This window comes from Rhizobium sp. GW821-FHT14E12 (assembly GCF_058803745.1).
The window spans coordinates 112,471-136,436 of the sequence record NZ_JBXAPH010000001.1; the positions used below are offsets into that span (position 1 = coordinate 112,471).

Consider the following 23,966-nt stretch of genomic DNA (forward strand, 5'->3'; position numbering starts at 1 on the left):
GTCAAGATGGTTAATGGTGGCAACGGCCCGATAATCCGAATGAAATAAAAAACCCGCCGGCTGCGTCACAGCCGACGGGTTTCGTTTGTCCGGTAATCGCTGGATCAGTGCAGGATCTGGCTCAGGAACAGCTTGGTGCGCTCGTGCTGTGGATTGTCGAAGAACTCCTTCGGCGAGTTCTGTTCGACGATCTGGCCCTGGTCCATGAAGATCACGCGGTTGGCGACCTGGCGGGCGAAGCCCATTTCGTGGGTGACGCAGAGCATGGTCATGCCTTCTTCGGCGAGACCCACCATGGTGTCGAGCACTTCCTTGATCATTTCCGGGTCGAGTGCCGAGGTCGGCTCATCGAACAGCATGATCTTCGGGTTCATGCACAGCGAGCGGGCAATCGCCACGCGCTGCTGCTGACCGCCGGAAAGCTGGCCCGGATATTTCTTCGCCTGTTCCGGGATCTTGACGCGCGTGAGAAAGTGCATGGCGATTTCTTCCGCCTGCTTCTTCGGCATCTTGCGCACCCAGATCGGCGCCAGCGTGCAGTTTTCCAGGATCGTCAGATGCGGGAAGAGGTTGAAGTGCTGGAACACCATGCCGACTTCGCGGCGCACTTCGTCGATCTTCTTCAGGTCATTGGTGAGCTCGGTACCATCGACGAAGATATTGCCCTTCTGGTGTTCTTCCAGCCGGTTGATGCAGCGGATCATCGTCGATTTGCCGGAACCCGACGGGCCGGCGATGACGATGCGCTCGCCGCGCATGACCTTGAGGTTGATGTCGCGCAATACGTGGAAATCACCGTACCACTTGTTCATGTTGATCATTTCAACCGCGACTTCCGTATCGGAAATGGTCAGTTTTTTCGGTTGGGCATCAGCCATATTATTTTCCCTCAGTTTTTATCGTTTGTGGCCAGTGTCGAGATGGCGTTCCATGAAACCTGAATAACGCGACATGGCGAAGCAGAAAAGCCAGAATACGAAGCCGGCAAAAATGAGACCGGTGACCGGTGTCACCGGACTTGCCCAATTCGGATCGGAGAAATTCTGGCGGACGATGCCGAGCAGATCGAACATGTTGATGATCGAGATCAGCGAGGTGTCCTTGAACATGCCGATGAAGGTGTTGACGATGCCGGGGATGACCAGCTTGATCGCCTGCGGCAGAACGATCAGCCGCATTTTCTGCCAATAGCCGAGGCCGAGCGAATCGGCTCCTTCGAACTGGCCCTTCGGAACCGCCTGCAAGCCGCCGCGGATGACTTCAGCCATATAGGCCGAGGTGAAGATCGAGACACCGATCACGGCGCGCAGTAGCTTGTCGATCGTCCAGCCCTGCGGCAGGAAGAGCGGCAGCATGACGCTGGCCATAAACAGCACCGTGATCAGCGGAATGCCACGAATGACCTCGATGAAGAGCACGCATAGCATGCGGATCACAGGCATTTGCGAGCGTCGTCCGAGCGCGAGTACGATGCCGAACGGAACTGATACTGCGATCGCGACGAAGGAGACTATCAGCGTCACCATCAGGCCACCCCATCTCTGGGTTTCCACGATATCGAGGCCGAACCCGCCGTAAAGCAGGAAGAACGACAGGATCGGGAGCACGATGAACGCCAGGAGGACATTCAGCCCTTTTCTCGGAACCGACGGTATCAGCAATGGCGCGATAGTCAGAACGGCAAGAATGATGACGAGTATTGGCCGCCAGCGTTCCTCGGGCGGATAGAGACCGAACAGGAAGACGTTGATTTTCGCACCAACGAAAGCCCAGCATGCGCCGCTCCAGCCGTCCGGCTGAGTGCCGCCCTGTACCGTCGTTGCGCAGAAAGTGCGATCGGCGCCGGTCCAGGCCGCCTGGATGAATAGCCAGTTGACGATATGCGGAATGGCCCATGCGAGAAAGGCGATGGCGAGGACGGTCAACACCATGTCCTTCGGCGTCGCCAGCAGGTTCTTTTTGATCCAGTGCCCAACACCCTTCTCGTTGGCCGGAGCCTGCTGCGGCGGAAGAAGGGTTTTGCTCACAAAACTATGGTTCGTATTGGACATATTATCTCTCCACCAGAGCCATCTTGGCGTTGAACCAGTTCATGAACAGCGAGGTGACGATGCTCAATGTGAGGTAGACGATCATCCAGATGATGACGACCTCGATGGCGCGGCCGGACTGATTGAGAATGACGCCGCCGACGGCAACGAGATCGGCATAGCCGATGGCGATCGCGAGCGACGAGTTTTTCGTCAGGTTCAGATATTGGCTGGTCAGTGGCGGAATGATGATGCGAAGCGCCTGCGGAATGACGATAAGCCGGGTGATGGCGGAAGAACGCAGACCGAGTGCGCCGGCTGCTTCCGATTGTCCCTTTGCTACGCCGAGTATGCCGCCACGCACGATTTCAGCGATGAAGGAGGCGGTATAGAAGGAAAGCGCAAGGAACAGGGAAATGAATTCCGGTCCGACGACGAAGCCGCCCGTCAGATTGAACTTTCCAGCAACGGGGTAGTCGAAAGAGAGCGGTCTGCCGGAGACGAGGAAGGTCAGAAGTGGCAAGCCGACGATGAGGGCGATCGACACCCAGATGGTGTGGAACTGCTGGCCGGTGGCTGCCTGGCGTCTGTGTGCCCAGCGTGCCAGGAAGAAGACGGCAACGATGGCGATGACGATGGCCGCGCCGACAGCCCACATCCCAGCGCCGAAGATCGGGCTCGGAAAAGCGAGGCCACGATTGCTGAGGTAGCTGGAGAACGGCAGGTGCAGGGCGTCGCGTGCCTGCGGCAACAATACCAGAACGCCACTATACCAGAAGAAGATGACCAGCAGCGGTGGGATGTTGCGGAAAAGCTCGACATAGGCCTGGCAAAGCTTGGCAATCAACCAGTTCTTCGAAAGACGCCCGATGCCGATGAGGAAGCCGATGATCGTCGCGGCGATGATGCCGCATATCGAAATGACGATCGTATTGAGCAGGCCGACAATCAGCGCTTGGGTATTGGTGGAATCGCTCGAAAAGGGAAGCAGCGCTTGCCCGAGATTGAAGCCGGCGCGCCCCGTGAGGAAGCTGAAGCCGAAAGACTGGTTCGATGCACGCAGATTGTCGATGATGTTTTGGACGATGAACCAGGCCGCCGCCACCAGAATGATAACAGTAAGGACCTGATAGAACAGGCCGCGGACCTTGGGATTATATATCGCCGATGCGAAAGAGCGTTCGCCCTCGGGCGAATTCGTTGTGATTGCCATGCGGAGCTTTTCCCCGGTGTGCCCGTTCGGGCTTGTTATATTAGATGAGGAAGGCGGCTCCCGCCTTCCTCGAATAATCAGGTCACTGGCTTAGCGAACCGGCGGTGCGTACTGGATGCCGCCCTTGTTCCAGAGCGCGTTCAGGCCGCGGGCGATCTTCAGTGGGCTGCCTGCACCGATGTTGCGGTCGAAGACTTCACCGTAGTTGCCGACGCCCTTGATGACGTTGTAGGCCCAGTCGTTGGTCAGGCCCATATCCGTGCCGAGGGTCGAGCCCTGTTCTGCACCGAGGAAGCGCTTGATGTCCGGGTTCGCCGAGCTCTTCATCTCATCGACGTTCTTCTGCGTGATGCCGAATTCTTCGGCGTTGATCAGAGCATAGGCGGTCCAGCTGACGATATCGAACCACTGGTCGTCACCCTGGCGTACGGCCGGGCCAAGCGGCTCCTTGGAGATGATCTCAGGCAGAACGACGTTGTCGTCAGGGTTCTTCAACGTCAGGCGCAACGAATAGAGGCCGGACTGGTCGGTGGTGTAGACGTCGCAACGACCGGAGTCATAGGCAGCGTTGACTTCTTCGAGCTTGTCGAAGACCACCGGATTGTACTGGAGGTTATTGGACTTGAAGTAGTCGGCGAGGTTGAGTTCCGTCGTGGTTCCCGACTGCACGCAGACGGCGGCGCCGGAGAGTTCCAGAGCCGACTTCACGTTCAGTTCCTTGCGGACCATGAAGCCCTGGCCGTCATAATAGGTGACCGGGCGGAAGTTGAGGCCGAGCGCCGTATCACGGTTGAGGGTCCAGGTCGTGTTGCGCGACAAGAGGTCGATTTCGCCGGACTGCAGCGCAGTGAAGCGATCCTTTGAGCTGAGGGCAGTGTACTTGACCTTGGTCACGTCTCCGAAGACAGCCGCAGCGACAGCCTTGCACATGTCGACGTCAAAACCGGAATAGTTGCCAGAGGCATCGGGCTGTGAGAACCCAAGAAGGGCGGTATTCACGCCGCATTGTACGAATCCCTTGGCCTTCACATCGCTCAGCGTCGATGCCGACGCACCAGAAACGCCGTAAGCCAATGCCGCCGCTCCGAGGAATGCGGACAGAGCAATCTTTTTCATCTTTCCCAACCTTTGTCTCTTGTTTTATAGTTAAAATGTATCGCTCCCGAAGCAGGTTCTCGGAGAACCGTGTTCCTCACTCTCCCGGTGCGAGTGGTCCTATCTCATTCGTAAATGCATTTCGGGTCAAGACATTGGCCGAATTATTGAGGAATATTCCGGCATTTTTGCTCTGTGCGGCTTTAAAATGGGCAATTGGCTTCGGTTTAGGCAGCGTTTTGTCAAAAAATGCGCGAAAACGGCGTAAAATTCTGTCGTTTTGGTATTTCTGTAGGTGGTAATAGTAGGAACTACTGAACCATTCGGGGTTGACCCCGCCTGACTTGGCCGCCACAAATCGAAATCCCACAGCGCCAAAGGCATATCCAAGCATGAAAGACAAAGACACACCGCTGCAAAACGCCGGCATCAATACCCGTTTGGCACACATCGGCTATTCGCCCTCCGACTATCATGGCTTCGTCAATCCACCGGTCGTTCATGCGTCCACGGTGCTTTTCCGCGATGCGCGGACGATGGAGACGCACGACCAGAAATATACCTACGGCACGCGCGGCACGCCGACGACAGATGCGCTCTGCGAGGCGATCGATGCGCTGGAGGGATCGGCAGGTACGGTTCTCGTGCCGTCGGGGCTCGCGGCGGTCACCGTGCCGTTCCTGGCCTTTTTGTCCGCCGGCGATCATGCACTGGTCGTTGATTCGGTTTACGGGCCGACGCGCTTCTTCTGCGACACCATGCTGAAGCGTCTCGGCGTCGAGGTCGAGTACTACGATCCACAGATTGGTGCTGGCATCGAGCAGATGATCAGGCCGAATACCAAATTGGTGCACACTGAAGCGCCGGGCTCGAACACCTTCGAAATGCAGGATATTTCCGCGATTTCGACTGCCGTTCACAGGCATGGCTGCGTTGTCACCATGGACAATACCTGGGCGACGCCGCTCTATTTCAAGCCGCTCGATCATGGCGTCGACATCTCGATCCACGCCGCAACGAAATATCCGGCCGGCCACTCCGACGTGTTGATGGGAACCGTCTCCGCCAATGCGGCGCATTGGCAGAAATTGCTGGACGCCCACGGTCAACTCGGTATGTGCGGCGCGCCCGACGATGCCTACCAGGTGCTGCGCGGCCTGCGCACCATGGGCGTGCGGCTGGAGCGGCATCAGGAAAGCGCGCTTGCCATAGCGCAATGGCTCGAGGGCCGGGAGGAGGTCGCGCGCGTCCTGCATCCGGCCTTGCCGAGCTTCCCGAGCCATGCGCTTTGGAAACGTGACTTCAAGGGATCGAGCGGCATCTTCTCCTTTGTACTGGCCGTCGACAGTCCGGAGAAATTCAAGGCCAAGGCGCACGCCTTCCTCGACGCACTCCGGATTTTTGGTCTCGGCTATTCCTGGGGTGGGTTCGAAAGCCTCGCATTGCACGTCAAACTCAACGACCGGCGCGTCACCAAGGTGCCGACGGAAGGCCCGGTGCTACGCCTGCAGATCGGGCTTGAAGACGTCGCCGATATCAAGGCCGATATCGAAAAGGGCTTTGCCGCAGCAAAAGAGGCCTGATCAGCCGATGGCGCGGTAGCCGTAGATCCAGTCCATGTCCGCCGCGAGGCTTTGCGGCGGACGCAGGGATAGAACCAGATCGCGCGCCAGCCGCACGGGACCGCGGGCGTGATAGGCAAATTGATTGAAGGCGGCGCGTTGGCGCAGGCGTGCGATTCGTGGCGCACGATGTCTTTCAAAAAGGTCGAGCGCCTCGCCAAGCGAGCGTGAAGCGACCGTCCCGGCGAGCTCGAAGGCATCCTCGATCGCCATTGCCGCGCCCTGGGCCGCAAAGGGCATCATCGCATGCGCGGCATCGCCGATCAGAATCGCATCCTTGCCATTGTGCCAGCGCCCGACGTTTGCTTCGTAGAGCGGCCAGAAGCTTAGTTGCTCCTGCTGTTCCAGCATCCGTGTGATTGCGCCGTTCCAGCCAGAGAAGCGCTGTAGCAGATGATCGCGTTGTGCTTTGGTGCCGGTGGCATCCCAGCCGTGGCTCGCGCTGCTTCCGGGCGTGTTTGCGACGATATTGAAGGCGGATTTTTCCCGGATCGGATAGCAGACGAGATGCGCCGAAGCGCCGAGAAACGCGGTAACGTTTGCTCGGTCGAGGATCGAGGGAGCCAGCGCCTCGGGGATGGTGAAGCGCCAGGCGATATTGCCGGAGAAAAGCGGCGAGGGGCTGCCGGGCACCAGCGCCCGCACCTTCGACCAGACTCCATCGGCGCCGATGATCAGATCCGCCTTATCGCCGATGGCCGCATCGAGCGCCTGCCGGTTCGTTGCGTCGATTTGCCGACCGAGATGCAGCGCGCAGAGCGGATTGGCAGTCACGGCATCGAGCAGCGCCTTTTGCAGCGTGGCGCGATGCACAGCACCATAGGGCGAGCCCCAACGCTGCTTAGCAAAATTCCCGCAGGGAACGGATGCGATCGGCCGCAAGGATGAGCCGGAGACCAGCCGTACTTCCTTCGGCTCCAGCCAGACCGGCAGGAGCGCATCGAGCACACCGAGCGTGTCGAGAATGCGGGAAGCGTTGGGAGAGATTTGCAGGCCAGCGCCGACCTCAGTCAGCGCTTCGGCCTGTTCGAAAATCTCAGAGCGAATGCCGTACCTTGCCAGCGCCAGCGCCGCCGTGAGGCCGGCTATCCCGGCACCGATGATCGCGGCGCTCTTGATCGGCATTCAGCTATGTCCGATCCGGTCTCGTAGAATCAGGCGGCCTTGAACTGGAAAACGCAGCCGGCCGGATTGGTCTGGTCTGCCTTCAGCGACGGATTGTAGCGATAGAGCGTCGAGCAATAGGAGCAGACCTTCTCGCTCTCGTCACCCAGATCGATGAAGATATGCGGATGGTCATAGGGGACCGAGGCGCCGGTGCACATGAATTCCTTCACGCCGATCTCGATAACGCGGTGACCGCCGTCATTCTGGAAATGGGGAATATTGTGGCCGGCCATGATGATCTCCGAATACGTCTTGCCTTGGATGGCATGAATGTTGCGCCAGACTTGGTAGCCCTTCTTTATAATCCTTCTTGGCGATTGTGTAGTGCGAAAGTCCGGCTCGGCGCACAGATTTTCGTGGGGCCGGGGTTCACCTGATATCGCCGATAAAATAAGGTTTGGCGCCAAAGAGACGATGTTTGCAAAGACCTTGCCATGAATCTGAATGTCCCCGCCTTTTCTCACTTCACCCATGATGGCCTGAAGCTCGCCTATTTCGACGAGGGCGATCCGAACGGCCCGCCGGTGCTGTTGATTCATGGATTTGCCTCGACCGCAATTGCCAACTGGGTCAATCCGGGATGGCTGAAGACGCTGGGCGATGCGGGCTACCGCGTCATCGCCATCGACAATCGCGGCCATGGAGCAAGCGATAAATCCTACGATGCCGATGCCTACCATCCCTGGATCATGGCCGAGGATGCCGTTGCCCTGCTCGATCATCTCGGCATTCCCGAAGCCCATGTCATGGGCTATTCGATGGGCGCGCGCGTTTCGACCTTCCTGGCGATGGCGCATCCAGACCGCGTTCGGTCTCTCGTCCTCGGCGGTCTCGGCATCGGCATGGTCGACGGCGTTGGTGATTGGGATCCGATAGCCGATGCGCTGCTTGCGCCGTCGCTGGACGATGTCACGCACGAGCGCGGCCGCATGTTCCGCGCCTTCGCCGATCAGACCAAGAGCGATCGCCAGGCGCTGGCCGCCTGCATCAAGGGCTCGCGCGATCTCGCGGCAAGAGAAGACGTCGGGAAGGTCGAGCAGCCGACCCTGATCGCCGTCGGCACCAAGGACGACATTGCCGGCTCGGCGCAGGAACTTGCGGCGCTGATGCCGCATGCCGAAGTCCTGGATATCCCCAACCGCGACCACATGCTCGCCGTCGGCGACAAGCTGTTCAAGAAGGCCGTCCTGGAGTTCTACGAGCGGCTGGCCGATTGATAGGTCAAGTCACTTGCCGGTGAAATGCGGTTTGCGCCTTGCGGCGAAGGCGGCGCGGCCTTCGGCATAGTCGGCACTATCGAAAGTCTCGGCGCCGATAACCTCCGCTTCCCGCAGAAGGTCGCTATCCTGTTCGACGACCGCACGCACCGCTAGCTTCGAAGCATGCAGCGCGATCGGCGCATTGGCGGCGATCGCATGGGCAAGCGCCGAGACCTCACCGTCGAAGGCTTGGGCTGCGACCTCTTCCAGCAGGAAACCGGCCGTCACCATCTTGCCGGCCGGCATCGGTGCGCCGGTGAACAGCGCGACCTTGGCCATCTGCGGTCCGAGCGCATTGACGATGTCCTGCACCGCATCGGCGGGGTAGGCGATGCCGAGGCGGACGGCGGGCACCGAGAAGCGCGCGCCTTCCTCGGCGACGCGCAGATCGCAGGCGGCGGCGATACCGAAGCCGCCGCCATAGCAGATGCCGCGGATCGCCGCGATCGTCGGCACGCGGCAGTGGCGGATGGCGGTAAAGGCGTCGCTGTTCAGCCCCTCGTAGGCGATGGCGGTTTCCGTATTCTTGCGCAGGCTATCGAATTCGCTAATGTCGGCGCCGGCGGAAAAATCGCCGGCTGCACCGCGAATGACGATGACATGTGCATGGGCTTCGTCGGTCAGAATGCGGACGGCTTGCGGTATCGCGCGCCACATTGCCGCGGTGACGGCATTCTTGCGGTCGGGATTGTCGATGGCAAGCGTCCCAACACCATCGCTGCAACTCGCACGCAGGAGACCGCCGGCAAAATCATGCGCAAAACTCATACGTGCCTAACCCATTTATGTTGTCGGACTTTTACTCTATATAATGTCCTACCAATAGGAAATCAGGAGACCGCCAATGGTCGCAGCAACGGACATTCGCCCGGTCGAAGGCTTAGGCTCACTCAAGGTCGTCGACCCCATCTGGGACAGCATGCGCGAGGAAGCCCGCGCTGCCGCCGATCGGGATCCGCTTCTTGCCGCCTTCCTCTATTCCACGATCATCAATCACCGGTCGCTGGAAGAATGCGTCATCTATCGGATCTGCGAACGTCTGGACCATCCGGACATGCAGGGCATTCTGCTGCGTCAGACCTTCGAGGAAATGCTGTCCGACTGGCCGGAGTGGGGCTCGATCCTGCGCGTCGATATCCAGGCCATTTATGATCGCGACCCCGCCTGCCTGCGTTTCCTGGAGCCTGTTCTCTATTTCAAGGGTTTCCATGCGCTCCAGACCCATCGCCTGGCGCATTGGCTGCTCAATCGCGGCCGCCGTGATTTCGCGCTTTATTTGCAGAGCCGCTCCTCCAGCGTTTTCCAGACCGACATCAATCCGGCTGCGCGCATCGGCAAGGGCATCTTTCTCGATCATGCGACCGGCCTGGTCGTCGGCGAAACCGCCGTCATTGGCGACAACGTCTCGATCCTGCATGGCGTTACCCTTGGCGGCACCGGCAAGGAAGGCAGCGACCGCCATCCGAAGATCGCCCATGGCGTGCTGATCGGCGCTGGCGCGAAAATTCTCGGCAATATCCAGATCGGCCATTGCTCGCGCATTGCCGCCGGCTCGGTGGTGCTGAAGGAAGTGCCGCCGAAGACGACGGTGGCCGGCGTGCCGGCCAAGGTAGTTGGGGAAGCCGGCTGTTCGGAGCCCTCCCGCTCCATGGATCAGCTTCTCGCTGAGAAGATCATCGTCGACCAGATCATGGGCGCCGGAATCTAAGGAAAATCCTGTTAAGCGTTCAGGATTTTGCGGCGCCGGCCCGGGTGGAAGGCGCGCTTCCGGTCTTTACACTGCCGCTTTTCCTATGCAAGAAGCGGCCAACCTGAGATTCCTCGCGGAGATAAATTGTGAAGCCTGACGAAATCAAGAAGCTCGACGCCTATTTCAAGCGCACGTTCAACCCGCAGATGGTGGTCAAGGCCCGTCCGCGCAAGAACGATTCCGCGGAAGTCTATCTCGGTGAAGAGTTCCTGGGCGTTGTCTACATCGACGACGAAGACGGCGACCGTTCCTACAACTTCTCGATGGCTATCCTGGATATGGATCTCTAATCGAGACGCCAATTTCCGAACTGCACCGATCTCGAAGAGAGTCGCATTTTCGTCGAAATGCAGCTCTTTTTTTGAGTAATCGCTCGAAAGCAATCCAAATGCTCGTCATTTCGAATCAAGTTTGGCATGGTTTTGGCTGAAATCCGGATTTTTCGGGCAGGGAAGAATTTTTCTCCCAAAGCCTGTAGTTGCAACTAGCCTAATATATTTTAGCAAAATCAGAAGGATGCCTTGCGGCCTCTCCAGCCACCGCTGCGTCTCCATCGGAAATGCAATCTTAAATAGATATTGCGACGCACAAGACTACTTGACTATTTGTGCGCTGCATTTAAGTTTTCTCTTGCTAGACCGACTATCGGCCAATCAGCAAAGGGACGGAGAAAACATGTTCAATTTCGATGAAGCCAATAAAAAGGGCAAGGAAGCGATCGACACGGCGCTGAAGAACTATACCGATGTCAACAAGGGCTTTCAGGCGATTGCCGCCGAAACCGCCGAATATTCCAAGAAGTCGTTCCAGGATGGCGTTTCGCATTTCGAGACGCTCGCAGGCGTGAAGAGCTTCGAAGCGGCTTTTGAGTTGCAGACCAGCTTCGTGAAGTCCTCTTATGAAAGCTTCGTCGCCGAGGCGACCAAGCTGGGCGAAATGTACGCCGATCTCGCCAAGTCTGCTTACAAGCCTTTCGAAGCGCCGATTGCCGCTGCCACGAAGGCCGCAGGCAAGGCTGCTTCTTCGGTTGCGCCCTCCGCATAAGCGTTTCGCTTACCGCTGGTAATTTCAGGAAAGACCGGTTGCGCGACGCGCGGCCGGTCTTTTACGTTTTCGATTATCGGTTTCTATTGGACTGTGGCAGCGACTTTTTTGATCATTGCCCGTTTTGGCAACGAATAGTGATTGCAGTGTCCGGCAGGGGGCTTAAAATCGCGCCAATATGAACTACGTTAGAGGTTCGGATATCCGGCCCGACAGAGTCAGTTAGCCAATCCAGTTTGCCAAGTCGGAATGCGATAGCTTCTGCCGGATGATTTGAGGAATGAATGAAATGATCGCTGAGCCGATCCGGATGCAAAAAGACAGCGAAAGGAACGGGGATAACGGCAATCGCGGAACCTCGGTGATCACGCGCACCAAGGCCAAGACCAAGAAACCCAATCTCTACCGCGTGCTGCTTTTGAACGACGACTACACGCCCATGGAATTTGTGATCCACATCCTGGAGCGTTTCTTCCAAAAGGATCTCGAGAGTGCCACCCGCATTATGCTTCATGTCCACAACCACGGCGTCGGCGAATGCGGGATATTCACATATGAAGTAGCTGAAACGAAGGTAAGCCAGGTGATGGATTTTGCCCGGCAACACCAGCATCCGCTGCAATGTGTTATGGAAAAGAAGTGAGGATCTGAACGTGCCAACATTTTCGCCTAGTCTTGAGAAGGCGCTGCATCAGGCACTGACCTACGCGAATGAGCGGCATCACGAATATGCCACGCTGGAACATCTGCTATTGGCATTGGTTGACGATGCCGATGCCGCAGCTGTCATGGGCGCGTGCAATGTTGATCTCGACGCGCTCCGTAAGACGCTGACTGAATACGTCGATAATGAACTTTCAAACCTGATCACTGGTTATGACGAGGACTCGAAGCCTACTTCCGGCTTCCAGCGCGTCATCCAGCGCGCCGTCATCCATGTCCAATCCTCGGGCCGCGAGGAAGTGACGGGCGCCAACGTTCTCGTCGCGATTTTCGCGGAACGGGAAAGCCATGCGGCCTTCTTCCTGCAGGAGCAGGAAATGACCCGCTATGACGCGGTCAACTACATTTCCCACGGCATCGGCAAGCGTCCGGGAGCCTCCCAGACCCGCACGCCGCGCGGCGCCGAAGATAGCGAATCCGAGAGCAAGCCGACCTCCCGCGGCGAGCAGGAGGAGGGCAACAACAAGAAGCAGCAGGACGCGCTGAAGGCCTATTGCGTCAATCTCAACGAGAAGGCCAAGAACGGCAAGATCGACCCGTTGATTGGTCGTCATTCGGAGGTTAACCGCACCATCCAGGTGCTGTGCCGCCGTTCGAAGAACAATCCGCTCTATGTCGGCGACCCGGGCGTCGGCAAGACGGCGATTGCCGAAGGTCTTGCCAAGCGCATCGTCGAGGGCAAGGTTCCGGAAGCTCTGGCCGATGCCACGATCTTTTCGCTCGATATGGGCACGCTGCTTGCCGGCACCCGTTATCGTGGCGATTTCGAAGAGCGGCTGAAGCAGGTCGTCAAGGAGCTGGAAGAATATCCCGGCGCCGTGCTGTTCATCGATGAGATCCATACCGTCATCGGTGCCGGCGCGACCTCCGGCGGCGCGATGGATGCGTCGAACCTGTTGAAGCCGGCCCTGTCTTCGGGCGCGATTCGCTGCATCGGTTCGACCACCTACAAGGAATACCGTCAGTTCTTCGAGAAGGACCGGGCACTCGTCCGCCGCTTCCAGAAGATCGACGTCAACGAGCCGAGCATCGAGGATGCCATCGAAATCATGAAGGGCCTGAAGCCCTATTTCGAAGAGTATCATCACCTGCGCTACACGAACGATGCCATCAAGTCGGCGGTCGAACTGTCGGCCCGCTATATCTCGGACCGTAAGCTGCCGGACAAGGCGATCGACGTCATCGACGAAACCGGTGCGGCGCAAATGCTGCTGCCGCCGTCGAAGCGTCGCAAGCTGATCACCGAGAAGGAGATCGAGGTCACCATCGCGACGATGGCGCGCATTCCGGCGAAGACGGTTTCCAAGGACGACGAGATGGTTCTTGCCAATCTCGAACAGGAACTGCGTTCCGTCGTCTACGGTCAGGACACCGCGATCGAGGCTCTGTCGACGGCGATCAAGCTCGCTCGTGCGGGCCTGCGCGAACCGAACAAGCCGATCGGCTGCTACATCTTCTCCGGCCCCACCGGCGTCGGCAAGACGGAAGTCGCCAAGCAGCTTGCTTCGTCGCTCGGCGTCGAACTGCTGCGCTTCGACATGTCGGAATATATGGAGCGTCACACGGTTTCCCGTCTGCTCGGCGCACCTCCCGGCTATGTCGGCTTCGATCAGGGCGGGCTGCTGACCGACGGTGTCGACCAGCATCCGCACAGCGTCGTCCTTCTCGACGAAATCGAGAAGGCGCATCCGGATATCTTCAATATCCTGCTGCAGGTCATGGATCACGGCGCGCTGACCGACCACAACGGCAAGAAGATCGACTTCCGCAACGTCATCCTGATCATGACGACCAATGCGGGTGCATCGGAAATGGCTAAGGCCGCCATCGGCTTCGGCTCTGCCAAGCGTACGGGCGAGGATGAAGAGGCTCTCAACCGGCTCTTCACACCGGAATTCCGCAACCGTCTGGATGCGACCATTCCGTTCGCGCCGCTGCCGACCGTCGTCATCCACAAGGTCGTGCAGAAGTTCATCATGCAGCTGGAGGCGCAGCTTTCCGAAAGGAACGTTACCTTCGATCTGCACGAGGACGCGATCGCCTGGCTGTCCGAAAAGGGCTACGACGAAAAGATGGGCGCTCGTCCGCTGGCGCGCGTCATCCAGGAAAACATCAAGAAGCCGCTGGCGAACGAAATCCTCTTCGGCAAGCTGAAGAAGGGTGGCGTTGTCACGGTCACCATCGGAAAGAAGGAAGATGGCACTACGGGCATCGTGCTCGAATCCGTCTCCGAAACTGCGCCGATCCGGCCGAAGCCGGAGGCAGAGGTGGTCGATGCGGTGGTCGAAGTGGAAGAAGATGACGGCGATACCGTCAAGACCCGTAGCCGCGTCGGCAAGACAGGCACCGCTTCGGACGCCCGCCGGTCGCCAAAGACGGCCGCACCCGCCAGCGATGTGCAGGAAGGCAAGTCACCGCGCAAGGGCAGCACGGTACCGAAAGTGCCGCGCAAGTAGGCCGCAATCGACTGCTTGAGAAAACAAAACGGCTGCATTGGTAACAATGCAGCCGTTTTCATATGTTTATATCAATACTCTAATAAAGCGCTAGAGATTGGTGTAATCGATTTCGAGGAAGGACTCGACTTCGGGTATCCAGCGATCGCGCACGAAAGCGACATGGTCGGGGTGGGCATCATAGGCGTCGTAGCCGGCTTGATCTTCGAATTCCATCGAGAAGCCGAAGGTAAAATCATTCTTCGGGCTGGTCTGCCGAAGCTGCTCGAAGTTGCGGACGCTCGGTATTGCTTCAAGAACAAGGGCGTCTTTGAGAAAGCTAATCTCGTTAGCTGAGCCGGCCTCATGTTTCAGGCGAAAGGCGACGGTATGGCGAATCATCTGCTTTTCCCGTTCAGCCCAGAGCCTCGATGATCTTCTTGGCATTCTCCGCCAGGACCACACCATCTTCCATCTTGCCGGAATGCGGCTTCAGCGCGGTGCCCTCATGGCGCGGAATGACGTGGAAGTGCAGATGAAACACCGTCTGGCCGGCGGCCGGCTCGTTGAACTGGGCGATATAGACGCCATCGGCATCGAAGGCCTCCTGTACCGCGACGGCGACTTTCTGGACGGTCGTGATTAGGTGTGCAAGGGCGGCCGGATCGGCGTCGAGCAGGTTGCGCGAAGGGGATTTCGGCAGCACCAGCGTATGACCGGGTGACTGCGGCATGACATCCATGAAAGCGACCGTGTGCTCGTCCTCGTAGACGCGGACAGAGGGGATTTCGCCCTTCAGGATCTTTGCGAAGATGTTGCTGGTGTCATAGGCCGGGCTGGTCATGAAGGGTCTCCTCGTCTTCCGATTATGTTTGTCTAGCTCTTTGTTTTTACGCAATTCCGGACGGAAAACCGCCGCACACTGTTCCTAGAATTGCCCTAGTTATCCTGCCGCTCGCCTTTGCGGAAGGGGCTGTGCTCCGTCAGGATCTCGCTCATCTCTTCCACCTGCTCGCGCTCATGCTTGAGATAGTCGGCAACGGCGCGGCGCAGGCCCTGATGACCGATATAATGCGCCGAATGCGTGATGACCGGCAGATAGCCGCGCGCGAGCTTGTGTTCGCCTTGCGCGCCGGCTTCGACCCGCTTCAGCCCTTTGCTAAGCGCAAAATCAATCGCCTGATGATAGCAGACCTCGAAATGCAGGAAGGGATGATCCTCGATGCAGCCCCAATGCCGGCCATAGAGCGCATCGCCGCCGATGAAGTTGATGGCGCCGGCGACATAGCGGCCCTTGCGCTTCGCCATGACGAGCAGGATATCATCGGCCATGCGCTCGCCGATCAGCGAGTAGAATTTGCGGGTGAGGTAGGGCCGGCCCCATTTGCGGCTGCCAGTATCCATATAGAAGGCGAAGAACTCGTCCCAGATGCCTTCGGTCAGATCGCGGCCGGTCAGCCAGTCGATACTGATGTCGCCCTCGAGAGCAGCGCGGCGTTCCTTCTTCAGCGCCTTGCGCTTGCGCGACGCCAGCGTTTCCAGAAAGGCGTCGTGGTCGGCGTAGCCGTCGTTGATGAAATGGAACTGCTGGTCGGTGCGGTGCAGATAGCCATCCGTCTCGAAGACGGAGATCTCGTCTTCCGGCAGGAAGGTGATGTGGGCGGAGGAGACGCCGATCTGCCGAGTCACTTCCTTCAGGCTTTCGGCCAGCGCCGGCTGGATCGCGGTGCGATCCTGACCTTCGGCCACCAGCAGCCGCGGGCCTGTCGCCGGCGTGAAGGGGATGGAGCATTGCAGCTTCGGATAATAATGCCCTCCAGCTCGCTCGAAGGCGTCGGCCCAGCCATGATCGAAGACATATTCGCCCTGGCTGTGGTTCTTGAGATAGCTGGGGACGGCGCCGATCAGCTCGCCGCTATCGGTTTCCAGCAGCAGATGGTTGCCAAGCCAGCCCGTCCTGTCGGTGGCGGAGCCGGACTCTTCCAGCGATGACAGGAAGGCATGCGAGACGAACGGGTTGTACGGCAGCAGCGTACCCGTTCTCGACGCCCCGGCGAGCCTGGACCAGCTCTCCGGAGCGATATTCTTGAAGGAACGTTCTACGCGAATGGATAATTCGTCTGTCATGAAATGAGGGCAGGGCTCTCCCTGGGATCAAAACCTTCGAAGGTCATCTGGTCTGCGTTGGCAAATGTGTGTTGACGGGCCGCTTCGTCGCGCACGGTCCAGGTGATGACCGGAATGCCGCGCTGGCGCTGCGCCGTGATGAATGGGTTCGGCAGATGGCCATAGAAATACGAGATGAAGTCTAGCCCAAGCTGCATGGCTTCGTCATGCTTAAAAAACGTCTCTGGCTTATTTCCCTCCGCCGTCAGGCCGACCGGGTAGGGGGCCTCGAGCGCCTTCAGGTCCTTGAGCAGCCAATGGTCGAAGCTCATCAGCGCCACATGGCCCTTATAGCCTTCCAGCACCTCGAGCACGGTTTCCGCAAAGCCTTCATCGTCGCCTTCACGGCCCTTGAGCTCAAGCACCAGCGGCACCTTGCCGTCGCAGAGCCGCAAGAGCTGCTTCAGTGTCGGGATCTTGTCCTTGGTGCCGCCGATCGACAGCAGGCCGAGTTCGCCTGACGTGCGGTCGCGCACTTCGACGGGAAGATTGCAGACGCGTTGCAGATCGTCATCGTGAAAGACGACCGGGACGCCGTCCGAGGCATAGTGCAGATCGCATTCGATGGCAAAACCTGCCTCGATCGCCCTGGAAAAGGCCGACAGCGTGTTTTCCCAGACCTGCTTGTTCATGTCGTGATAGCCGCGATGGGCGACGGGGCGTTCAGTCAGCCAGGCAAGCTTGCTCATTATGCGATTTCCAGAATGGCATCGATCTCGACGGCGGCGTTGAACGGCAGCGCGGCCATGCCGACGGCGGCGCGTGCGTGCTTGCCGGCTTCGCCGAGTACATTTGCCAGAAGATTGGAGGCGCCGTTGATCACAAGATGTTGCTCGACGAATTCCGGCACAGAGGCGACGAAGCCGTTCAGCTTGATCAGGCGCTTGATGCGGCTGAGGTCACCGTCCAGGGCCGCTTTTGCCTGAGCGAGGATATTGATGGCGCAAAGCTCGGCTGCACGCTGGCCACCGGCAACGTCAACATCCTTGCCGAGATGGCCGGTAACGCCGACCTTGCCGTTTTCCATCGGCAGCTGTCCCGAAAGATAAAGAAGATTGCCGCTGATGACATAGGGAACATAATTCGCAGCCGGCGCAGCGGCTTGCGGCAGGACGATGCCAAGCTCCTTCAGACGACCATCGATAGCGTTGGACATTTTCATCTCCCGTTTTGTTGTAAAACCTTCAAAAATCCGGCATCAAGATTAAATTCCCATATAAGGGACCGGCGGCCTCGTTTTAGCCGAAAGCGTTCTTATAACATCGCGTGCGAGTCCAACAGGAGATAATGAATGTTCCGCTCGAGTCTTGCTGCCGTTATTGTTTCGAGTTTGGGCATCGCATCTCTGGGCGCACCGGTAGCCTATGCGGCTGGTCCGAGCGGGCTGATCGCGCATCGCGCCGTCTACGATCTCGAACTCAAGGACGCCACCGACCGCTCCGGCATTGCCGGCATGTTCGGCCGCATGGTCTATGAGTTCGACGGTTCCGATTGCACCGGCTTCACCACCAATTTCCGTTTCGTCACGCAGATCGATACGGGCGACACCACCCGCCTCAGCGACCAGCAGACAACGACGTTTGAGGATCTTGCCAAGCGCACATTCCGCTTCGAGACCAAGTCCTATACCGACGACCAGCTCGACAAGGACGTGCGCGGTGCTGCGGCGGACGACCAGAAGGGCATCAAGGTCGACCTGACCCAGCCCAAGCCAAGACAGCTCGAGCTCATCCAGAGCCGCTTCCCGACGGAGCACATGCTCGACATCATCCACAATGCCAAGCTCGGGAAGAACTTCTTCGAGGCCCAGGTTTTCGACGGTTCCGACGATGGCGACAAGCCGTTGCTCGCAACCACCGTCGTCGGCAAGTCGGAGACGCCGGCCACCGACGATCCCGATGCCGACAAGGCAGGCGCCTTTGCCAAGACGCCGTTCTGGCCCGTGACCGTTGCCTATTTCAACGAGAAGTCCAAGGGTGACGCGATCCCCGTCTACCGCATGTCGTTCAAACTCTATGAAAACGGCATCACCCGCGACCTCACCATGGACTATGGCGACTTCGTGCTGACCGGCAAACTCTCCAAGCTGGAAGTGCTCGACGCCAAGGCCTGCCAGTAAAGCGTCGAGCCAAAGCTGTCCAAATCGCTCTTTTTTCCGCCGCGCCCTTGCATTCCCGGTGAATCGAATGTATGGCCAGCCGCATTCCACACGTAAGGCATGGGATTGTCCGGGAGAAATCCGGATGGTTCCGCCCGGTGGCATCTTCTAAGAGGATGCTGTTCGCCTTGCGGAGGTTCAACCGGAAAAGGATACAAAGGCATGGCATTGCCCGATTTTTCTATGCGTCAGCTTCTGGAAGCTGGCGTTCACTTCGGCCACCAGACGCATCGCTGGAACCCGAAGATGAAGCCGTACATCTTCGGCGATCGTAACAACATCCACATCATCGACCTCGCCCAGACGGTTCCGTTGCTGAGCCGCGCTCTGCAGGTTGTCAGCGACACCGTTGCCCGTGGCGGCCGCGTTCTGTTCGTCGGCACCAAGCGTCAGGCGTCTGAACTGATTGCCGACAGCGCAAAGCGTTCGGCTCAGTACTACGTCAACGCTCGCTGGCTCGGCGGCATGATGACCAACTGGAAGACGATTTCGAACTCCATCCAGCGTCTGCGCAAGCTCGACGAAATCCTCAATGGCGACGCCCAGGGCTTCACCAAGAAGGAACGTCTGAACCTTGAGCGCGAGCGCGAAAAGCTGGACAAGGCTCTCGGCGGTATCCGCGATATGGGCGGCACCCCGGACCTGATGTTCATCATCGACACCAACAAGGAAAAGATCGCGATCGACGAAGCCAAGCGCCTCGGCATCCCGGTCGTCGCCATCATCGACTCGAACTGCGATCCGGACCTGATCGACTATCCGATCCCGGGCAACGACGACGCTTCGCGCGCCATCGCTCTCTACTGCGACCTGATCGCACGCGCTGCCATCGACGGCATCGCTCGCCAGCAGAGCGCATCCGGCCGTGACCTCGGCGCTTCCATCGAAGCTCCGGTCGAGCCGACCCTGGTCGAAGGCGGCACCGAAGCCTGATCACGCCCCGCGGCGGACAGACACTTGTCCGCCCGAGCGTATTGACATCCGGGACAAGGCCGTTTGCGACTTCACGGAGTTCGAGCGGCCTTGTTCTGTTTCAGGGAATGCATGGCCTGGGCGGTAGATCCAGGCATGTTCCAATCAAGAATTCCAGAGTATGACGCAGCTTCATAACGCTGTCATACTTACGGGTACATTTCGTCCCTCAAATCGGTGCCGCGTCGGTTCAAAACCGCATGCCGCACCGTATGAACCGACAAGAGGAAGCTTATGACCGAGATTACGGCTGCACTGGTGAAGGAACTGCGCGAAAAGTCTGGCGCAGGCATGATGGATTGCAAGAAGGCGCTTATCGAAACCAACGGCGATATCGAAGCCGCGATCGACTGGCTGCGCGCCAAGGGCATCTCCAAGGCCGACAAGAAGTCCGGCCGTACCGCCGCTGAAGGCTTGGTCGCCATTGCCGGCGCCGGTCACAAGGCCGTTGTCGTCGAGCTCAATTCCGAAACCGACTTCGTTGCCCGTAACGATGCCTTCCAGGAGCTCGTTCGCGGCATCGCCGAAGTCGCGCTGTCCACCGATGGCTCGGTCGAAGCCATTTCGGCTGCGACCTATCCCGCATCCGGCAAGCCGGTCGCCGACACCATCAAGGACGCGATCGCAACCATCGGCGAGAACATGACGCTTCGTCGTGCGGCCAAGCTTGAAGTCGAGCACGGCGTCGTGGCGACCTACATTCACAACGCTGCCGGCGACGGTATCGGCAAGCTCGGCGTTCTGGTTGCCCTGAAGTCGGTTGGTGACAAGGCCGTACTGACGTCGATCGGCCGCCAGGTTGCCATGCACATTGCGGCTACCAACCCGCTGGCTATCCGCGCCGAAGAAGTCGATGCGGCAGTCGCCGAGCGCGAACGCAACGTCTTCATCGAGCAGTCCCGCGAATCCGGCAAGCCGGAAGCCATCATCGAAAAGATGGTGGAAGGCCGCATGCGCAAGTTCTTCGAGGAAGTCGCTCTTCTCTCGCAGGCCTTCGTCATCAACCCGGACCTGACGGTCGGTGCTGCGATCAAGGAAGCTGAAAAGACTGCTGGCGCTGCGATCGAAGTCGTCGGCATGGCCCGTCTGCTCCTCGGCGAAGGCGTCGAGAAGGAAGAGGCCGACTTCGCCGCTGAAGTCGCTGCCGTGGCCAAGGGCTGATCATCGAATTCGTTTCGTCTGTTGACGAAACGAAACCATACCCCAGATAGGTGAAACCATATCCGGGAAAACCCGTGGGCATCGCGTGACAACGCGATGCCCTTCGTGTATCCGGCTTTCACAATCTTCCCCGCGATCACTTCAAGGAGCCATGATGACTCAGCCGATCTACAAGCGTGTATTGCTCAAGGCCTCCGGCGAAGCTCTGATGGGCAGCCAAGGGTTCGGTATCGACGTGACCGTCGCCGACCGGATTGCCTCCGATATTGCCGAGGCGCGCGCAATGGGCGTCGAAGTCGGCGTCGTTGTCGGCGGCGGCAACATTTTCCGTGGCGTCGCCGTGGCCTCCAAGGGCGGCGACCGCGTGACCGGCGATCACATGGGCATGCTCGGAACCATCATCAACGCGCTGGCGTTGGCAACGTCGCTGCGCAAGCTCGATATCGACACGGTGGTCCTCTCCGCCATTTCCATGCCGGAGATCTGCGAGAGCTTCTCGCAACGCGCCACGCTCTATCACCTCTCGCTCGGCCGTGTGGTGATCTTTGCCGGCGGCACCGGCAACCCCTTCTTCACCACTGATTCAGCCGCTGCTCTGCGCGCCGCCGAAATGGGCGCCCAGGCGATCTTCAAGGGCACGCAGGTCGACGGCATCTATTCCGCCGATCCGAAGAAGTTCCCGGATGCGACCCGCTTCGAGCAATTAACCCATAGCCAGGTGCTCGAAAAGGGCCTCGCCGTCATGGATGTTGCCGCCGTGGCGCTGGCACGGGAAAACTCCATTCCGATCATCGTCTTTTCCATCCATGAAAAGGGCGGCTTCGCGGAAATCTTGACCGGCGGCGGCCGCAAGACCATCGTATCAGACAACTGACGTTCCTGTGGCGCCGGACCTTCCCGGCGTCGCCTATTACACGGGAGTATAAACATGAGTGAAGGCACTGACCTCAAGGAATTGAAGCGCCGCATGGACGGCGCCATTGCGGCATTCAAGAGCGATATCGCTTCGCTGCGCACCGGGCGTGCGTCCGCCAACATTCTCGATCCGGTGACGATTGAAGCCTACGGTTCGCGCATGCCGCTGAACCAGGTGGCCAATATCACCGTTCCAGAGCCGCGCATGCTGTCGGTCTCGGTCTGGGACAAGTCGATGGTCGGCGCCGTCGAGCGTGGGATCCGTGAATCCAACCTCGGTCTCAATCCGATTATCGACGGGCAGAACCTGCGAATTCCGTTGCCGGAACTCAACGAGGAGCGCCGCCGCTCGCTAGTCAAGGTCGCCCACGAATATGCCGAAAAGGCAAAGGTGGCGATTCGCCATGTTCGCCGCGACGGCATGGACGGTCTCAAAAAGGCCGAAAAGGACGGTGACATCGGTCAGGATGAGGGCCGCTCCTTGTCCGAGCGTGTGCAGAAGATGACGGATGAGACGATTTCGGACATCGACCGCTTGCTAGTCGACAAGGAAAAGGAAATCATGCAGGTCTGATTTCAGTCTAGAGCATCGCGCTTTCGATCACGAGATATTGAAAGCGGCGCGGGTGCTCTAGATTAAGAGGCCAGAACCTTTCCCGCCGAACAAAACTGGACCCATATGTCACTTCCGACCTTCTCTGCCATACCCGAACACGTTGCCATCATCATGGATGGCAACGGGCGCTGGGCCAATGCACGCGGACTGCCGCGAACCATGGGCCATCGTAAGGGCGTGGAGGCGGTGCGTGAGACCGTGCGGGCAGCCGGCGATATCGGCGTAAAATATCTGACGCTCTTTGCCTTTTCGTCGGAGAACTGGCGGCGGCCGGAGACGGAGGTGAGCGATCTCCTCGGTCTGCTCAAGGCCTTTATCCGGCGAGACCTTGCCGAGTTGCATCGCCAGAATGTCCGCATCCGGGTGATCGGCGACCGCAACAATCTGCGCGGCGATATCCTGCCATTGTTGATCGAGGCGGAGGAGACCACCAGGGACAACACTGCCCTGACGCTGGTCATTGCCTTCAACTACGGCTCGCGTGATGAAATTTCCCGCGCTCTCGTCAGCCTCGCGAGGGACGTCGAGGCCGGGCGGCTGCGCCCGCAAGATATCAGCCCCGAACTGGTCGGCGCGCGGTTGGACACGGCCGGAATTCCCGATCCCGACTTGATCATTCGCACCAGCGGTGAAGAGCGGTTGTCGAATTTTCTGCTTTGGCAGGCCGCCTATTCGGAATTCATGTTCATGCCGGAATACTGGCCGGACTTCAGCCGGGACCTTTTCTTCTCCGCGCTGGAAAAATATGCCGCGCGCGATCGGCGTTTTGGCGGTCTTTCCGCCAAGCAGGCGGCCGTGGGGTCCTGATGAGTCGCGAACTCAGGCTGCGTATTATCTCCGGCATCATTCTTGCCGCAATCGTTCTTGTCGCCACCTGGTATGGCGGGCTGAGCTTCCGTCTGCTGGCGGTGGCGATCGGTCTGCTTGTCTATTATGAGTGGTCGACAATATCGGATCTTCATGGCCGCGATCCGCAGGGCAATGCGCTTGCCTGGCTGGGCCTGTTGCTGATTTCCGGCTCAACGCTGATGGAAGAATCGGTCTACTCCATCGAGGTGCTGTTCGCTTTCGTCGCGGTGACAGCGATCATGGTCGCCATGCGCGGCAAAAGCTGGTGGCTACCCGGCGGAATATTTTATGCCGGGCTGACCGCCATTGCCCTGGCAGAGATTCGCGACGATGACCTGCGCGGCTTCGTGCTGATGTTGTTCATTTTCGCCACCGTATGGGCGACCGATATTTTCGCCTATTTCGTTGGTCGGGCCATCGGCGGACCAAAGCTTGCGCCGCGCATATCGCCGGGCAAGACATGGTCGGGCGCCATCGGCGGCGCAATCGCCGCCGTGATTGCCGGAACGGCGGTCGTCTGGAGCTATTTCTCCGCGGATAGTTTATGGATTCCGGTGCTCGCGCTGATCCTGTCGATTTGCAGCCAAATCGGCGACTTATTCGAGTCTTTCATGAAACGCCGGTTCGGCGTCAAGGACTCCAGCCATCTAATTCCCGGCCATGGCGGCGTCATGGATCGAGTCGACGGACTAATTTTTGCTTGTTTTGCGGCGTTTATGTTGGCTATCGTGATATCGCTGACAATGAGCGGCGAGACCATGTCATTGGGCAGTGTCCTGCTCGGTGTATGA

At 58.8% G+C, this 23,966-nt stretch carries 26 protein-coding genes; 14 read left to right on the top strand and 12 right to left on the bottom strand.

Going from position 1 to position 23,966, the window contains the following annotated elements; genetic code table 11:
• Window positions 1-104 precede the first annotated feature (104 nt).
• The 4 genes from AC1RO0_RS00615 to AC1RO0_RS00630 all read right to left on the bottom strand — a co-directional run bounded on the left by AC1RO0_RS00615 (window position 105) and on the right by AC1RO0_RS00630 (window position 4,359).
• Window positions 105-878 carry an amino acid ABC transporter ATP-binding protein gene (locus AC1RO0_RS00615; RefSeq protein ID WP_007693375.1) on the bottom strand — a complete coding sequence of 258 codons (774 nt, stop codon included), beginning with the start codon at window positions 876-878 and terminating at the stop codon, window positions 105-107.
• An 18-nt stretch (window positions 879-896) separates the two neighbouring features.
• Window positions 897-2,051: an amino acid ABC transporter permease gene (locus AC1RO0_RS00620; protein ID WP_498591063.1), complete on the bottom strand. Its 1,155-nt coding sequence runs from the start codon at window positions 2,049-2,051 to the stop codon at window positions 897-899.
• Window position 2,052: 1 nt separating this feature from the next.
• Window positions 2,053-3,243 (bottom strand): amino acid ABC transporter permease, encoded by a 1,191-nt coding sequence (locus tag AC1RO0_RS00625; protein ID WP_498591064.1) that lies wholly within the window; start codon window positions 3,241-3,243, stop codon window positions 2,053-2,055.
• Window positions 3,244-3,333: 90 nt separating this feature from the next.
• Entirely contained in the window at window positions 3,334-4,359 is a 1,026-nt protein-coding gene (locus tag AC1RO0_RS00630) for an amino acid ABC transporter substrate-binding protein (protein WP_498591065.1), read from the bottom strand.
• Between the two features lie 371 nt (window positions 4,360-4,730).
• On the opposite strand from AC1RO0_RS00630, the gene AC1RO0_RS00635 reads away from it, so the two are divergent.
• Complete coding sequence (locus tag AC1RO0_RS00635; protein WP_498591066.1) at window positions 4,731-5,921, top strand: cystathionine beta-lyase; 1,191 nt, start codon at window positions 4,731-4,733, stop codon at window positions 5,919-5,921.
• Here the strand turns inward: AC1RO0_RS00635 and AC1RO0_RS00640 are convergent, their stop codons facing one another.
• Together AC1RO0_RS00640 and AC1RO0_RS00645 are read right to left on the bottom strand one after the other, a co-directional pair.
• Window positions 5,922-7,085 (bottom strand): FAD-dependent monooxygenase, encoded by a 1,164-nt coding sequence (locus tag AC1RO0_RS00640; RefSeq protein ID WP_498591067.1) that lies wholly within the window; start codon window positions 7,083-7,085, stop codon window positions 5,922-5,924. It abuts the gene before it with no gap.
• A 29-nt stretch (window positions 7,086-7,114) separates the two neighbouring features.
• A complete protein-coding gene (locus tag AC1RO0_RS00645) occupies window positions 7,115-7,360 on the bottom strand; it encodes a zinc-finger domain-containing protein (RefSeq protein ID WP_007693387.1) in 246 nt (81 codons plus the stop codon).
• Between the two features lie 201 nt (window positions 7,361-7,561).
• Here AC1RO0_RS00645 and AC1RO0_RS00650 point away from each other — a divergent pair, with 201 nt between their 5' ends.
• Window positions 7,562-8,344 (top strand): alpha/beta fold hydrolase, encoded by a 783-nt coding sequence (locus tag AC1RO0_RS00650; protein ID WP_498591068.1) that lies wholly within the window; start codon window positions 7,562-7,564, stop codon window positions 8,342-8,344.
• Between the two features lie 9 nt (window positions 8,345-8,353).
• Here the strand turns inward: AC1RO0_RS00650 and AC1RO0_RS00655 are convergent, their stop codons facing one another.
• Window positions 8,354-9,154: an enoyl-CoA hydratase-related protein gene (locus AC1RO0_RS00655; RefSeq protein WP_498591069.1), complete on the bottom strand. Its 801-nt coding sequence runs from the start codon at window positions 9,152-9,154 to the stop codon at window positions 8,354-8,356.
• Window positions 9,155-9,230: 76 nt separating this feature from the next.
• On the opposite strand from AC1RO0_RS00655, the gene cysE reads away from it, so the two are divergent.
• The 5 genes from cysE (at window position 9,231) to clpA (ending at window position 14,359) form a co-directional block, all read left to right on the top strand.
• Window positions 9,231-10,094 (top strand): serine O-acetyltransferase, encoded by an 864-nt coding sequence (cysE, locus tag AC1RO0_RS00660; protein WP_007693393.1) that lies wholly within the window; start codon window positions 9,231-9,233, stop codon window positions 10,092-10,094.
• Window positions 10,095-10,222: 128 nt separating this feature from the next.
• Window positions 10,223-10,426, top strand: coding sequence for a DUF3126 family protein (locus AC1RO0_RS00665; RefSeq protein ID WP_007693395.1), 204 nt, complete (start codon window positions 10,223-10,225; stop codon window positions 10,424-10,426).
• 385 nt (window positions 10,427-10,811) lie between these two features.
• The gene (locus AC1RO0_RS00670) at window positions 10,812-11,180 is read left to right on the top strand and encodes a phasin family protein (protein WP_007693396.1); all 369 of its coding nucleotides are present in this window, start codon (window positions 10,812-10,814) and stop codon (window positions 11,178-11,180) included.
• Between the two features lie 289 nt (window positions 11,181-11,469).
• Window positions 11,470-11,823, top strand: a complete 354-nt coding sequence (gene clpS, locus AC1RO0_RS00675) for an ATP-dependent Clp protease adapter ClpS (RefSeq protein WP_007693397.1) — start codon at window positions 11,470-11,472, stop codon at window positions 11,821-11,823.
• A 10-nt stretch (window positions 11,824-11,833) separates the two neighbouring features.
• Window positions 11,834-14,359, top strand: a complete 2,526-nt coding sequence (gene clpA / locus AC1RO0_RS00680) for an ATP-dependent Clp protease ATP-binding subunit ClpA (RefSeq protein WP_498591070.1) — start codon at window positions 11,834-11,836, stop codon at window positions 14,357-14,359.
• A gap of 90 nt (window positions 14,360-14,449) precedes the next feature.
• Here clpA and AC1RO0_RS00685 read toward each other — a convergent pair whose 3' ends face one another.
• The 5 genes from AC1RO0_RS00685 to AC1RO0_RS00705 form a co-directional block, all read right to left on the bottom strand.
• Window positions 14,450-14,740, bottom strand: coding sequence for a Dabb family protein (locus AC1RO0_RS00685; RefSeq protein ID WP_498591071.1), 291 nt, complete (start codon window positions 14,738-14,740; stop codon window positions 14,450-14,452).
• Between the two features lie 13 nt (window positions 14,741-14,753).
• A complete protein-coding gene (locus tag AC1RO0_RS00690) occupies window positions 14,754-15,182 on the bottom strand; it encodes an HIT family protein (RefSeq protein WP_498591072.1) in 429 nt (142 codons plus the stop codon).
• 95 nt (window positions 15,183-15,277) lie between these two features.
• Window positions 15,278-16,465, bottom strand: a complete 1,188-nt coding sequence (locus AC1RO0_RS00695; RefSeq protein ID WP_498591073.1) for a GNAT family N-acetyltransferase — start codon at window positions 16,463-16,465, stop codon at window positions 15,278-15,280.
• On the bottom strand, window positions 16,462-17,193 hold the full coding sequence (locus AC1RO0_RS00700) for a glycerophosphodiester phosphodiesterase (protein WP_498591074.1): 732 nt from the start codon (window positions 17,191-17,193) through the stop codon (window positions 16,462-16,464). Before AC1RO0_RS00700 ends, AC1RO0_RS00695 begins: the two co-directional genes overlap by 4 nt.
• Window positions 17,193-17,660 carry a RidA family protein gene (locus AC1RO0_RS00705; protein ID WP_498591075.1) on the bottom strand — a complete coding sequence of 156 codons (468 nt, stop codon included), beginning with the start codon at window positions 17,658-17,660 and terminating at the stop codon, window positions 17,193-17,195. Before AC1RO0_RS00705 ends, AC1RO0_RS00700 begins: the two co-directional genes overlap by 1 nt.
• Before the next feature lie 135 nt (window positions 17,661-17,795).
• On the opposite strand from AC1RO0_RS00705, the gene AC1RO0_RS00710 reads away from it, so the two are divergent.
• From AC1RO0_RS00710 to AC1RO0_RS00740, 7 genes are all read left to right on the top strand, one after another.
• Window positions 17,796-18,623 carry a cell envelope integrity EipB family protein gene (locus AC1RO0_RS00710; protein ID WP_498591076.1) on the top strand — a complete coding sequence of 276 codons (828 nt, stop codon included), beginning with the start codon at window positions 17,796-17,798 and terminating at the stop codon, window positions 18,621-18,623.
• Between the two features lie 201 nt (window positions 18,624-18,824).
• Complete coding sequence (gene rpsB / locus AC1RO0_RS00715; RefSeq protein WP_007693406.1) at window positions 18,825-19,595, top strand: 30S ribosomal protein S2; 771 nt, start codon at window positions 18,825-18,827, stop codon at window positions 19,593-19,595.
• Window positions 19,596-19,868: 273 nt separating this feature from the next.
• Window positions 19,869-20,795 carry a translation elongation factor Ts gene (gene tsf / locus AC1RO0_RS00720; RefSeq protein WP_498591077.1) on the top strand — a complete coding sequence of 309 codons (927 nt, stop codon included), beginning with the start codon at window positions 19,869-19,871 and terminating at the stop codon, window positions 20,793-20,795.
• 151 nt (window positions 20,796-20,946) lie between these two features.
• A complete protein-coding gene (gene pyrH, locus AC1RO0_RS00725; RefSeq protein ID WP_034518329.1) occupies window positions 20,947-21,669 on the top strand; it encodes a UMP kinase in 723 nt (240 codons plus the stop codon).
• A 54-nt stretch (window positions 21,670-21,723) separates the two neighbouring features.
• Window positions 21,724-22,284, top strand: a complete 561-nt coding sequence (frr, locus tag AC1RO0_RS00730; protein WP_007693413.1) for a ribosome recycling factor — start codon at window positions 21,724-21,726, stop codon at window positions 22,282-22,284.
• 105 nt (window positions 22,285-22,389) lie between these two features.
• Window positions 22,390-23,133 (top strand): isoprenyl transferase, encoded by a 744-nt coding sequence (locus tag AC1RO0_RS00735; protein ID WP_007693415.1) that lies wholly within the window; start codon window positions 22,390-22,392, stop codon window positions 23,131-23,133.
• Entirely contained in the window at window positions 23,133-23,966 is an 834-nt protein-coding gene (locus AC1RO0_RS00740) for a phosphatidate cytidylyltransferase (protein ID WP_498591078.1), read from the top strand. Before AC1RO0_RS00735 ends, AC1RO0_RS00740 begins: the two co-directional genes overlap by 1 nt.